Origin of the sequence: Streptomyces goshikiensis (genome assembly GCF_014650555.1) — a bacterium.
Classification (GTDB): domain Bacteria; phylum Actinomycetota; class Actinomycetes; order Streptomycetales; family Streptomycetaceae; genus Streptomyces; species Streptomyces goshikiensis.
Genome location: NZ_BMVE01000003.1, coordinates 363884 through 376747, shown reverse-complemented (window position 1 = coordinate 376747; position 12864 = coordinate 363884). Strand labels below are relative to the sequence as shown.

The window sequence follows — 12864 nt, the reverse complement described above, 5'->3', positions numbered from 1 at the left end:
CCCTCTGATGACGGATACGACCGAAGATCCTTCGGTTGTCATGCGCATTGTTAGGACCCCAGGCCCAACTGGCAAGAGGGCGTGCTCGATTGACGGACCGTCCGGTCCGGATAGCGGGGAAGCCGGCCGTCAGTCCCGCGGCGCGCCGGGCATGAGGCGGGCCACCACCTCGGCCAGGTCCTCGCACGCCTGCTCGATGCGCAGGCGGATGTTGTTCTGCTCCGTGACGAGCGCGGCCAGCAGCAGCCCCGTCAGAGCCGCGCAGCCGTTGAACGCCTGGAGGTTGACCATGATCTCGAAGAGGGTGTGCCGGGCGAACGGCCCCGCTCGGTCGGTGGCCGCCCCGATGGCCAGGACCGACACGAACAGGGCGCACGGCGCGCTCCCGGCGAGCTGGAAGCGCACGGCGGCCCAGATCAGCAGCGGGAAGACGAGGAAGAGGAGCGAGAGGGTGCTCCTGGTGGCCACGAGGGTGACCACGACCGCGGTGACCGCCAGGGCCGCCGCCTCGGCCATCCGGTAGGTGTCCTCGGGCATCCGGGCCCGGCGCAGCACGAGCAGCACCGGAGTCACCACGAGCACGCCCATCGCGTCACCGGCCCACCACGCCGCCCACACCGGCCAGAACCGCTCCAGCGGCAGGTCCCCGGTGAGCACGAGCGTCCAGGTGCCGACGGTCGCGCTGAGCAGCATCGGCAGCAGCCCGCCCAGGAAGACCAGCGCCATCCCGTCCCGCAGCCGGTCCATCTCCAGGCGGAACCCCGCCCGGCGCAGCATCGCGTACGCGCACACCGGCCCCAGGGTGTTCCCGGCGAGGATCGCGATGTCGGCGGGGTCGATCCCCGCGAGCCCCTCGATGACCAGGTACGCGCCGAGCGTGATCCCCGGCCAGACCCACGGGCCCATCCACAGCAGGCAGGCGAGGGCGATCCCGGTGGGCAGCCACAGGGGTGTGACGGCCGCGCCGTCGATGACCACCCGCTGGGTCAGGCCGACCCAGCCGGACACGTAGTAGGCGGCCGCGACGGCGAGGATCCGAAGAAGAGTTCCAACGAGACGTCGCCTTCCCTCGGTGCGCACCACAGCATCAGACAACAGGGCGCGCCCGCGGACGGGGCGTGACACGCGCTATCGGGGCGCCGCCGCCTCGTGGCTCAGGACGAGAACGGCGGCGTCGTCGCAGTGCCCGGTGGAGTCCGCGACCCGCATGACCTCGGCGGCGAGCTCGTCGGGGTCGGTGCCCGCCGCCTCCCTGACCACCCGCAGCACCCGCTCCAGTCCGACCTCGATCGGGAACGACGGGCCCTCGACCACGCCGTCGGTGAGCAGGACCAGGGAACCCGCCGCCGTCAGCCGGCGCCGGGTGACGGGGTACCCGGACCCGGTGAGCATGCCCAGGGGCAGTCCGCCGTCGTCCAGGGTGATCCCGTACTCGCCGTCGGCCGTGGCCCAGACCGCCGGTACGTGGCCGGCGCGGGCGCTCTCCAGCTCCCAGGTCGCGGGGTCGAAGCGGAGGAAGCTGCAGGTGGCGAAGAGTTCGCGGTCCATCGAGAGGAGGAGGTCGTTGGCCCGGCTCAGCACCTCGCCCGGGTCCGGGGCCGCGGCGGCCACGGCGCGCAGCCCGATGCGGACCTGCCCCATGAAGGCGGCCGCCTCCACGTCGTGGCCCTGGACGTCGCCGATGGAGAAGGCGACGGTGCCGTCGGGGAGCGGAAAGCCGTCGTACCAGTCGCCCCCGATGTCGAGGCCGTCCCGGGCGGGCGCGTACCGGGCCGCGGTGCGCAGCCCCGGCAGGGCGGGCAGCGAGGCCGGCAGCATCTCGCGCTGGAGGGCCGAGGCCAGCTCCACGCGGGCGTGCTGGAGCTCCGCTCCCGCCCGCGCCTGGGCGGTGAGCAGGCCAAGCGTGGTCAGCAGGTCGTCGGCGCTCGCCGACCGCTGGTGACGACGCGGGGTCATGGACCGCTCCCAGGTGCGCCCGGTCGTCCTGTGGCGTCACCGCCGGGAAGGCGCACGCTCATCATATTTGCGCCCGGCGTGCCCCGCTCAGCCCGCTCGGCGGGTCGGAGAACGCCCTGGTGATGCATGCCTTACCGGTGCGGACGACAGCGGAGTTTGGTCGGTCGGCCACAGCGCGTGAGCTATGTTTGAGGATGAGTGGCATGAGAGGGAGGCCCGCCGGTGTCATCGGGGCAGCAGGCACGCGCACAGGCGGCTGCGATCACGCCGAGTGCGCAGTCGCCGGACCATGAGCCCGTTCCGGGCGACCGGGTCCGCGCGCTCTTCGACGGCCATCGGCTGTCGCCCGGGCAGCGTCGCATCGCCCAGTACCTGATCGACCACCTCACCGAGGCCGCCTTCCTCTCGATCACCGAACTCGCGGAGCGGGTCGGTGTGAGCCAGCCGTCGGTGACCCGGTTCGCCACGTCGCTGGGGTTCAGCGGCTATCCCGCGCTGCGGGACGCGCTCCAGCCGATCGCCCTGAGCAAGGTCGCGGGCTCCCCCGAGACGCGTGAGCAGTTCCGGCACAACGAGCTCCAGGCGGCCGTGGACGCGGAGATCGAGAACCTGGAGAACGTCCGCAGGCTGCTGGCCGACACCAATCAGGTGCTGGACATCGGCCGCGAGCTGGCCCGGTCGGTCCCGCTGACGGTGCTGGGCCTGCGGATCTCGGTGTCGTTGGCGGAGTACTTCGCGTACGCGGCCCGGCGCATCCACCCCGATGTGCGCCTGGTGACACGTGGAGGCAGCGTCGCGTACGACGCGCTGCTCCAGTCCCGGGAGGCGGGCGGGACCTGGGTGCTGGCGTTCGCCATGCCCCGGCACGCCAAGGAGACGCTGAGCGCGCTGAAGGCGGCCCGCAGTGCCGGGCTGAAGATCGTACTGATCACGGATTCCACCCTGGGGCCCCTGGTGGACGAGGCGGACGTGGCGCTGACCGCCGCCACGGGGGCGCGGCTGGTGTTCGACTCGTACGCGGCGCCGGGCATGCTCTCGGCGGCCCTGCTCCAGGCGATGGCCGACGCGGACCCCGAGCGGACGCAGGCGCGGCTGGAGGGCTACGAGCAGGTCGCCGATCAGCACGGTTTCTTCCTCTAGGACGTTTCAAGACCTTTCCAGGCCTTTCCCGGCGAAAATTTTGGCCACTGAAAGTCGCTTTCCGCCGGTTTGACCAGGCACTTTCACGCCTCGGGCGGGTATGTAATTTTTCATTCGCTTGTCTACTCGACGGTATATATGTTTACTAGGCAGCGCGCCGGATCCAGCAGATGCCAAGGAGAGCGACCCCACGCACTCCTGTACAAACGCTCAGCGTGACGCTCCTCCTCACGTCCCGCACGGGTGTTCCGTCCCGGCTTCCGGATCCACCAGAGCGCTCTTGGCGGCCTCGGTCAACCCCTGGGCCGAGGCCGCCACACCAACGTCTCGATCAGAGTTCGACACCTCTCGGAAGCGACGGGAATGCCCACGACGGTCCTTCACACCCTCAGCCCGGACTGGCCCTGTCAGGTCAAGGCGCCCGGGACGCACGACTGGGAGCGCACCGCGACCCGCTGGCTCCGAGACCTGCTCCCGGCCCGCTACGCCGGCTACTCGATGCTGACCCGCCACCCCGTGCTCCTCACCCGGCACGTACAGCTGCAGCTCCAGCACGAGATGCGCGCGGTGCGGGTGGCGCTGGAGACCAGCAGGGCCGAACTGCCCTCGATGGGCGTGACCGACGGCATCATCGAGAACACGATCCGCATGTACGCCGTGGAGCTGGAACAGCTCGGCCGCCTCGCCCGCGGGGTCCGCCTCATCGGCGACGCGCTCCTCGTCAACGGTGGCGGGGGCCGGCGCCGCCAGCAGTAGCGCCCGCGTCAGACCCAGTTGACCCCCGCGCGTCTCAGCAGCGGATCGCCCTGGAGTTCCCACAGCGGGACCGCGAAGTTGCCGAGGCCGTACCGGCCGCCGTAGTGCAGGCCGAGGACGCGGTGGTCCGCGAGGTCGAAGACCGGGGAGCCGCTGTTGCCGCCCAGGGTGGAGCAGTCGTGCTTCACGGTGAACTCGCCCGGAACCAGTCCCGTCGTCATGCCGGGCTGGAGCCGCTTGACGTTGTAGACGTCCATGAAGATGCGCCGCATGGCCTCGGGTTCGTTGCGGCGGCCGTCGGCCGCCGGGTAGCCGATCACGTAGACCGGCCGGCCCGATACGTCCGCGGGCGGCTCGGCCGCCACCGCGAGCGGGGCCGCGGGCGGGCCGTTCCCGTTCGCCCCGATCCGCAGCAGGGCCATGTCCACCCGCGGGTGGATCCCCACCACCTCGGTGATCCCGTACGTGAACGCCTCGGCGCCGGTGTCCCCGCCCGGGCCCGCGCCGCTCCCGCCGCCGAGCTCCTCGGCGAGGTCCAGCCGGGCGCTCATGCCCTGCCGGAAGCTCCATCCCTCGCCGTCGCCCCGGGTGAACTCGGCGGCGACGTGCCGGTTCGTCATCACCACGTCCGGGCCGACGAGGAACGCGGTGCCGAGCCAGTCCAGGCCGGGGTGCCCCTCGACCTCCACCCGGCCGACGCGCGCGATGGACGTACGGATCCCCTCCCGCTCGCCGTCGAGCACCGCCCAGTCGCCCGCTTGCGAGGGGAAGTCCTGCCCCTGGACGAGGATGGCGGGCCGGCCTTCGAGGAGGACGATCGCCTCCACGCCGAAGTACTCCTCCTCGTCGATCTCGTCCTCGCGGCCCGCCGCCATCTTCTCCAGCCCGCTGACCCCCGCGCCCAGCACCCTGGCCCGCTCCCGCTCGGCGAACCGGCCGATCTGCCCGGCCGCCGCGAGGTCCGGGGGAAGGTCCTCGCCGGACTCGGGGATCTCCGCGTCCAGGCCCCTGCGTACGCGGTCGGCGACCTCGCGGAGGTCTCCGAAGACCTGCGCCGCGCCCGTCGCCACCGGGGAAGAGCCGCTCATCACGCCACCTCCGTCCGGCTGCGCTCCGCCGGCGCCGCCAGCGCCGTCTGGGCGGCCGTGATCTCGGCGTGCGCCTCGGGGCTGGTGTGCTCCAGGTGCCGCAGCACACTGCTGATCTGGGTGCCCACGTTGACGAACGCGGTCGTCTTCCCCTGGAAGCTGACGTCCTCGACGCGCCGCGTTCCGCGGTGGAGCGCGACCACCTTCCAGTCGTCGGTGAAGACGGGCGATCCCGAGGAGCCGCCGCGGGTGTCGGTGAAGTAGCGCACGTCGTCCCCGTCCGTCTCGTACACCAGGTTGTTGCGCAGGGCGACGCGCTTGGGCAGGCCGCCGGGGTGCTGGATGATGTTGACCGCCACCGGCTCTTCCCGGTCCACCGTCAGCGGCACCGTCGCCACCCGCAGCGCGGGCCGCGCCAACTGGTCGCTCAGGCGCAGGATCGCGTAGTCGAGCCCCTCGTCCCAGGCCACCAGCTCGCTCGCGGTGACCTCCTCGGTCTCCGTCCCGTCGGCCCCGTAGTCGAAACGGGAGCGGGAGCCGCGCGCCTGGAGCCGCAGGTCGTCCGGGGCCACCGCGGTGAGCTCGGTGGCGCTGCGGGTCCGGGCGTTGACCACGTGGTGGTTGGTGACGAGCAGGCCGGGGGCGATCAGCCAGCCCGTCCCGGAGTGGGGGTAGCCGTTCGGCTGGAGCGGGGCGCCCGCCTGGTACGGGGAAACCTTGATCCGGGCGACGGACAGCCCCGCGAGGGCGCCGCCCTGGAGGAACTCGAACGGCACGGTGTCGTCGTGGTGGACGACCTCCTCCTTGGTCTCCCCCTCCGCCGGCCCGGCCGGTACGTCGGGTTCGCCCGCGGCGTTGCGCGCCACCTCGTCCAGGGCGCGCTGGAAGACGGCGAGCGGGTCGGCGGCGACGGTCTGGGCGACGGCGTTGCGCAGCCAGACCTCCAGCGGTACCGAGCCGTCGACGAGCCGCTCCACGCGGTTCATGGCGTTCAGGTCGGAGCGGACCTGGAGGCCGGGGGCGGCCAGCAGCGGGAGCGTGCCCCGGTACTTGGGCATGATGCCGTCGAAGAGCAGGGTGCGGACCACGGGATCGGCCAGGCCCGCCTCCAGCGCGGCGTCGGACAGCCGGACCACTTCTTCGCTCGGGAGGTAGGCGTGGCTCATGCTCGCTCAGGCCGCCGCTCGGGGGCCGTTCCTTTCGGCTGGCCGCTGTTCCCCCCGGGGCCCGTTCCCGGAGCCGCCCGCGCCCATCGCGCTCGCCACCCCGGAGACGAGTTCGCCGCTCTGGTCGCGGAGTTCGAGCAGTCTGCGGGCGAGCCGGTCGAGGGTGCCCCGGGCGCGGGCCGCGCGGAGGATCCCGCTCATGCCGACGTGGGTGGGGCCCGTGGACCGCAGGGCCTCCTGAGAGGCATCGGACGTGCCGGACGCCGCGTTCTCCAGGATCCTCGCGAGGGCGAGGCGCAGCCCGGGCTCCCGGGCCACCACGTGGTCGATCGACACGGCGAGCGCTTCGAGCGCCGCGTCGTCGGTGTCCGGCAGCCCCACCACCTCCAGGGTGTGGTCCAGGGCGACCGGGTCCTCCCGGCACACCTCGGCCGCGACGGCCCGTACCAGGACGGGCCGTTCGGTCAGTGCCTCGTCGGTGAGCCCGCGCAGCCGCAGGGCGAGCCGCCGGTCGATGTCGGAGCCCGCCCCGGGGGACGCGACCAGCCGGGCCCGGTGCAGCATGGCGCCCATGGCGTCGAAGTCCCGGCCCAGTGCGGTCGCGATGTCCTCCGCCTCCACGAGGTCGCGTTCGGCGGCGCGCGGATCGCCGTCCTCCTCGGCGAGGCGAGCGGAGAGGAGCAGCAGGTCGAGCCGTACGTCGGTGCTCCCCGCCTCCTCGGCGCGGTCGACGGCCGCCTCGGCCGCGGCCCTGGCCTCCGCCCGCCGGCCGCTGCGGGCCAGCGTCTCGACGAGCAGCGCGTGCAGGGGGCTGCCGGGCGTCCAGGGCCGGCGTTCGGCGAGCCGGGCGGCGGCCGTGTCGGTGAAGCCCTGGGCGAGGAGGTCCTCGACCTCGCGGGCCGCGATCCTCTCCCAGTCCTCCTGGTCGGCGTCGATGAGCACCTGGTCCGGGGTGTGCCCGCCGAGGTGCCCGGTCAGGAAGGCCGCCGAGCGGGAGGCCATGTCCTGGTCGGCGTTGTCGAGGAAGCGTTCGACGCCGGGTTCCCAGCGTTGCTCCACGGAGCGCGGGTCCTCGTTGAGGCGCAGCCGCTGGTAGATCTCCTCGGCCCGGGCCTCCAGCCCCTCGCGGGCGGCGTAGTGCTCCACCGCGCGCTGCCCGACGTCGCGCATGAGGTCGGTCCGCGCGGTGTCCGACAGGCGCAGCATGATGGCGCGCAGGTCGGCGCGGTGCCGGACGCCGTCGGGTCCGGCGGGTTCCACCAGGTCGAGGCGGGCCAGCCCGCCGAAGAGGCGGCGGGCTTCGTCGGGGGTGTCCACCCGCAGCCCGCAGGGTCCGGCGAGCACCTCCCGGATCAGGTCGGGGGTGATGACCCGCAGGGCCAGGCCGGCGTGCGCGAGGGCGCGCACCTCGTCGTCGGCGATGTGCTTGAGGACGCGGTCGTAGAGGATGCCCTGGACGAGCATCTGGTCGACCTTGTGGTGGATGTGGTGCCGCCTGGGGGGCAGGCTCTCGACCAGTCCGCTGAGGGAGCCGGCCTCCTGGGCGGCCCGCGCGGCCAGTTTCAGGCTGAGCGGGTGGCCGCCGACGCGTTCGGCCAGGTCCCGGGCGACGGCCTCGCTGCCTACCCCGCAGGACATCAGGAGCTGGACCGCCGCGTCCGGTTCGAGGTCGCCGAGTTCGATGGTGCGCACTTCGGCGGCGCGCGCCGGGTGGTTCACGGGCGCCCGGCCGGCGACGACGCACCGCAGCCGCGGGTAGGCCCGTTGCAGGGCGGCCCAGATCGCCCAGACCCGGCCGAGGGCGGGCGAGGCGCGGTACTGGGCCTCCTCGAACGAGTCGACCACGATGACCAGCGGCGGTGCGGGGGCGCCGGGCGGCAGGGCCATCGCCTGGACGAGGAGTTCGGCGACGCGGCGCACGAGGTCGCTCTCGCGGTCGCGCGCCGCCGAGTGGAAGGCTTCCGCGGCGCCCCGGCCGACCCCGGAGCGGGTGGTGGAGAGCTGGTACAGCTCGTCGATCCGGCTCTGTTCCTGGCGCTGGGCGCGGGCGGTCTCCTCGCAGGCGCCGGCCAGCGCGTCGAAGGCGGCCCGGTGGCCGGGGTACTGGGTGCCGAGCTGCCGGGCGATCTCGGCGATCAGGGTGACCGGTTCGTGGACGGAGAGCGTGGGCCGCTCGAAGTCGACGTAGGCGAAGGGGAAGGGGAACGCGGAGGGGGCGGCGGCGGGGTCCTGGAGGGTGCCGAGGAGGAACCGGGCGAGCAGGGTGCTCTTGCCCATGCCGCCCATGCCGTGGATCAGCAGCGGGGGTTCCTCGGTGTCCGAGGGCGGCCCGACGTAGCGGCGCAGCTGCTCCAGTTCCTCGGCGCGCCCGCAGAAGGAGCCCTGGACCAGGCGCTGGAGCGGCTGGAGCAGCCGGGCGCGCTCCAGCAGCCGCTGGACGTGTTCGGGGTCGGGGAGGCCGGTCGTTCCCGGGATCCGCGAGAGCCACAGCAGGGCCTGGAGGGTGTCGGCGAGTTCGTCGACGCCCTGCCGCTCCAGGGCGGGCGGCCTGCCGTGGAGGTAGGCGAGGGCGGTCCGTTCGGGTCCGGGGCCCTCGGGGACCTGGTCGAGGTTGGCTTCCAGGACGAGCCGGGCGGCTCCGGGTCCGGCGAGGCCGCGCAGCGCCGCGTCCCGGACTTCCTGTTTGAGGGCCCAGGTGGTGTGCGGGCTCATGCTCAGCGTCCGGCATTCGTGGACGAGTTCCAGGGCCGCGCCGCCGGCCGCGGCGCTCTCGCCGGGCAGCCGGAGCCGGGTGGGGTCGAACCCGGTGAGCAGGCAGGCGGCTTCGCGGTACGCCCGGCGGGTGTCCGGTACGTCCGGTGGCGGTGCTTCGGCGGCGGCGAGCAGTTCGGCCCGCAGGCGGGTGGCGAAGGCCTCGCCCGGGCCCAGCTCGCGGTAGAGGCGGACGGTCTGTTCGCAGGCCGTGCAGAGCTTGCGCATGTAGCTGTCGTCGCCGGGGCCGCGCGCCGCGTCGAGGATCGCGGGGACGGCCACCTCGACCAGTTCGCCGGGCGCGGGCGCGCCTGCGGCCGGGGCCGGGGCCGGGGTCTCCTGGAAGAACGCGCGGAAGAACCCGCGCAGGTCTTCCGGGCCGACGGCGCGCGCGGTGTCCCGGCAGACGTTCTTGCGTACGTAGTAGGGCAGTTGGCGCTGCGTCGGATAGCCGAGCAGCACCAGCCGGGGCAGGGTCTCCCCCGGTTTCGCCGTGCGGTCGTAGATGGCCAGGGCCAGCTGTCCTATGCAGTCCCACACGTCGGAGCCGGCGTCGAGCAGGTCGCACTCGTCGAGGACGAGCCAGAACTGTTCGTCCGCGGTGGTGGCCCGGCTGACGATGCGGTGGACGGCGTCCTCGACCGACGGCAGGCGGTCGTTCAGCCGGCTCGGGTCGTACGGCCCGCTGCCCGCGCCGGGGTCCCCGACGAACTCGGCGAGCCGCCGGACGACCTGGTCGGCGGTCGAGGTGCGCGAGAGGGTGACGCGGACCGGGCGGAAGCCGCAGTGCTGGCCGAGGTAGCGCAGGAGGCTGTAGGTGTAGGAGCGGCCGCTGTCGGGTTCCCCGTCGACCACGAGCACGGTCTGTTCGGGGTCGGCGAGGAACTCCCGGAGCCGTTTGCGCAGCTCGGCGCGGTCGATGAAGACCTCGGTGCCGTTCCTGAGCACGGTGGCGAGGAAGTGGTCCTGCGTGGAGGAGTGCACCCGGGCGTCTTCGAGGAGCCGGTCCAGGAACCGCCGGGCTTCCGCTCCGGCCTCCAGGACGCTCAGCTCGTCGAGGTCGACGAGGGCGCCGAGGAGGTGGCACTGGAGCCCGATGTCCCGGCGGGCGGCGTGGACGAGGGTGACGGCGTTCGGGCCGCTCTTGTTGGTCAGGGGCAGGTCACCGATGAACTCCGGGGAGAAATCGGACTGGGTGAGCCGTTCCCGGGGGTCGAGGGTGTCGAGGAAGTAGTCACGCACCCAGGTGGTGACGAGGCCCCATTCCGTATCGGTGAGCGGCATACCGCACCTACCCGGCCACCCTCGTGGGGTGACAGACGGAGTGACTGCTACTTGTCATGGTTTCATTGGGTCTGTTCGCTGGCAAGGCCGTCGAACACCGCGCGAACGGGATCGCGGACCGGCCTGGTCGAGAGGTACTCGCGGATGCCGTGGTGGTTCCCGCTGTCGTTGGTGACGAGGTGGTCGGTGACGAGCTCGACCGGCGCGTACTCGGGCCGCAGGGTGTGGTCGAGGGCGACCAGGTCGCGCGGGTCGGAGGCGTTGCACCAGGCCGCCACCCCGGCGGGGACGGCGGGCGGCTGCAACAGGGTGTCCCGGATCTCGGTGATGGCGAGCGGCGAGCCGACGGTGACGAGGAGGTCGACGTCCCGCGGCCGCTCGCGCAGCGCCTCGTAGGCGATGATCGTGCCGAGGCTGTGGGACAGGACGACGAGTGCGCCCCCGTCCGGGACGGCGACCGCGTCGAGCGCGCGCGTGAACACCTCGCGCATCGCGGGACCGGCGCCTCCGAAGAAGTACCCGTGGACGTCCTTGAAGGTGTGCTCCACGAGCAGGCGGAACACGGCGGTACGGGCGGCCCTCGGCAGCGGGAGGGCCTCCAGCCCGGCGTCCGAGCCGGGGACGGTGTTCGCCGACTCGCCCTCCGCGAGGGTGTCCCCGAGGTAGGTCATGTCGCGCAGCCAGTCGCCGAGCGCCGCCTCGGCCTCCGCCGGGTCGCCGGTGGCGCCGGGGGCGGACGGGACCAGGCCCTCCGCCCCGCCGAGCGTGGCGTCGAGGCGGGCCTCGGCGAGCGTCCGCGCGATGAACGCGTCGGGGGGTTCGGCGGCGGGCGCGTCCGGTGCCTCGAAGCCCACGGGGCCGCCGGGCCCTCCGTCAATGGGGTCCTCCCCCGCATCGGAGAGCGGGGCCGGATACCGCAGGGGCGCCCAGTACGCCATGCGCGTGGCCGCGCCCATGTCGGCGCCGAAGAGGGCGGTGTCCCACTGGGACTTGAGCAGGTCCTCGCGGACCTTGTTCCCGTTGCCGTGCACGTAGACGACTCTGGCGTCGCTGGCTTCCATGGCTCCTCCCGTGCCGTAGCAGCACGGATGCCGGTCACAGCCAGTATTGGTCCGCGACGCACCGGCCGCCAGTCGGTCGCGGGCGGCCGGCAGGTGGTTGACCGCTCAACTCGGCTCGGGGTCCGGGGCGGGCGAGGGCCGGCGTCAGAGGGTGCGGCGCATACAGATCCGGGGCCAGCGGTTCAGGCCGTGGGAGGCCTCGCGGGCGCGGACGGCGCGCAGGCCGGGGCCGAGCGCGGCCTCGTCGAGCGGTTCGAAACCGCAGCGCTCGTAGTACGGCGCGTTCCACGGGACCTCCGCGAAGGTGGTCAGGGTCAGGGCCGGCACCGCCTCGGCCGCGGCCAGGGCCGCGAGATGGTCGAGCAGCGCCCGTCCGATCCGGCGGTGGGCACTGTCCGGGTGCACCGACACCTGCTCGACGTGCAGGTTGCCGTCGACTCGGTCGGCGATCAGGTACGCGACGGGGGCGTCCGCGTCGTCGACCGCGACCCAGGCCAGCCCGGACCGCTGGTAGCCGGCGAGTTCGTCGAGCGGGAGGGGTTCGTCGTCGGCGACCTCCGGCATGCCGACGTCGCGGAAGCACAGACCGGCGGCCCTCTCGATGTCCTGGAGGAGCGGCAGTTCGCCGATGAGTACGGATCGAATACGCATGCGCGCATTGTCGCCGGTGGCCCGGGCGCGCCTCGACGGGTATTCCCGTCGAAACCCCTTGGAAGATCATCCGCTCGCACGGCACAGTGACGGTCATGGCATCCTCCGTGAACCACGTGACCATCGACTGCGCCGACACCTACCGGCTCGCCACCTTCTGGGCCGAGGTGCTGGACGGCAGGATCGGCGCCGACGACCTGCCCGGCGACCCCGAGGCGCTGGTCGAGAGCGACGGCGTCTCGCTCCTGTTCATCGCCGTCCCCGAGGGCAAGGCGGTGAAGAACCGGATCCACTTCGACATCCGGCCGACGGACCGCGGCCGCGACGAGGAGGTGGAGCGCCTGCTCGCCCTCGGCGCCACGCTCGTCGCGGACCGGCGCCGGCCCGACGGCTCGGGATGGGCCACCCTCGCCGACATCGAGGGGAACGAGTTCTGCGTCGAGCGCAGCGCCGCCGAGCGGGCGGCCGCGGTCTCGGTTACGACCGAGACGGGGACCGAGGCCGAGGCAGCGACAGAAACCGCGACAGAAACCGCCGCCTGAACGTCAGCCCCCCGGCCCCCGGACCGGGGGAAATCCGGGTGCGGAGCGGGCCGCGGGCGGCCTACGCTCCCCGGATGAGCACCCGTACCTTCCGGATCACCGTCCGCGGTTCCTTCGACTCCCTCACCGCCGAGCAGCACGCCGAGCTGCTCGGCGAGGCACCGCACCACGACATGCTGCACGCGGCGTTCACCCCCGAGGGCCACCTCACGTACGACATCGCCGCCCGGCCCGCCTTCGTGTTCCGGTTCCTGGACTCCGGCGAGGCCGAGGAGGACCTCCTCGACGCCACGGCCCGCGCCGAGCTCGCCGCCGAGGAGTGGCTGACCACGCGCGGGTACGGCTTCAAGCAGCTCCGGTCCACCGCGCAGGACCTCTCCCAGGCACCGCTGGGCAAGCGCGGGCGCAGGGAAGCCGCCCGCGCCGACGGCTGACGCGCGACGGTCCCGGTGCGGCGCCACCATGAGTG

General features: G+C 73.1%; 10 protein-coding genes and 1 pseudogene. 4 read left to right on the top strand and 7 right to left on the bottom strand.

Going from position 1 to position 12864, the window contains the following annotated elements; translation table 11 throughout:
• Nucleotides 1-129 precede the first annotated feature (129 nt).
• Nucleotides 130-1083, bottom strand: coding sequence for an MASE1 domain-containing protein (locus tag IE248_RS11795; RefSeq protein WP_073798651.1), 954 nt, complete (start codon nucleotides 1081-1083; stop codon nucleotides 130-132).
• Nucleotides 1084-1128: 45 nt separating this feature from the next.
• Nucleotides 1129-1956 (bottom strand): PP2C family protein-serine/threonine phosphatase, encoded by an 828-nt coding sequence (locus tag IE248_RS11790; RefSeq protein ID WP_073798650.1) that lies wholly within the window; start codon nucleotides 1954-1956, stop codon nucleotides 1129-1131.
• A 222-nt stretch (nucleotides 1957-2178) separates the two neighbouring features.
• Between IE248_RS11790 and IE248_RS11785 the strand changes: the two genes are divergently transcribed.
• Both IE248_RS11785 and IE248_RS11780 read left to right on the top strand, forming a co-directional pair.
• Nucleotides 2179-3096 (top strand): MurR/RpiR family transcriptional regulator, encoded by a 918-nt coding sequence (locus IE248_RS11785; protein ID WP_008742324.1) that lies wholly within the window; start codon nucleotides 2179-2181, stop codon nucleotides 3094-3096.
• Between the two features lie 363 nt (nucleotides 3097-3459).
• Nucleotides 3460-3852: a hypothetical protein gene (locus IE248_RS11780; protein ID WP_008742322.1), complete on the top strand. Its 393-nt coding sequence runs from the start codon at nucleotides 3460-3462 to the stop codon at nucleotides 3850-3852.
• An 8-nt stretch (nucleotides 3853-3860) separates the two neighbouring features.
• Here IE248_RS11780 and IE248_RS11775 read toward each other — a convergent pair whose 3' ends face one another.
• From IE248_RS11775 to IE248_RS11755, 5 genes are all read right to left on the bottom strand, one after another.
• Entirely contained in the window at nucleotides 3861-4940 is a 1080-nt protein-coding gene (locus IE248_RS11775; protein ID WP_190030672.1) for a trypsin-like serine peptidase, read from the bottom strand.
• The gene (locus tag IE248_RS11770) at nucleotides 4940-6106 is read right to left on the bottom strand and encodes a trypsin-like peptidase domain-containing protein (protein WP_190030671.1); all 1167 of its coding nucleotides are present in this window, start codon (nucleotides 6104-6106) and stop codon (nucleotides 4940-4942) included. Before IE248_RS11770 ends, IE248_RS11775 begins: the two co-directional genes overlap by 1 nt.
• A gap of 6 nt (nucleotides 6107-6112) precedes the next feature.
• Nucleotides 6113-10141, bottom strand: coding sequence for an AAA family ATPase (locus tag IE248_RS11765; protein WP_229895262.1), 4029 nt, complete (start codon nucleotides 10139-10141; stop codon nucleotides 6113-6115).
• A gap of 62 nt (nucleotides 10142-10203) precedes the next feature.
• Nucleotides 10204-11202 carry a hypothetical protein gene (locus IE248_RS11760; protein ID WP_190030670.1) on the bottom strand — a complete coding sequence of 333 codons (999 nt, stop codon included), beginning with the start codon at nucleotides 11200-11202 and terminating at the stop codon, nucleotides 10204-10206.
• 144 nt (nucleotides 11203-11346) lie between these two features.
• The gene (locus IE248_RS11755) at nucleotides 11347-11853 is read right to left on the bottom strand and encodes a GNAT family N-acetyltransferase (protein ID WP_008742316.1); all 507 of its coding nucleotides are present in this window, start codon (nucleotides 11851-11853) and stop codon (nucleotides 11347-11349) included.
• A gap of 95 nt (nucleotides 11854-11948) precedes the next feature.
• On the opposite strand from IE248_RS11755, the pseudogene IE248_RS11750 reads away from it, so the two are divergent.
• A pseudogene (locus IE248_RS11750) lies at nucleotides 11949-12327 on the top strand (VOC family protein); the annotation flags it as partial.
• A gap of 142 nt (nucleotides 12328-12469) precedes the next feature.
• Nucleotides 12470-12829: a DUF6204 family protein gene (locus tag IE248_RS11745; RefSeq protein WP_073798645.1), complete on the top strand. Its 360-nt coding sequence runs from the start codon at nucleotides 12470-12472 to the stop codon at nucleotides 12827-12829.
• Nucleotides 12830-12864 lie beyond the last annotated feature (35 nt).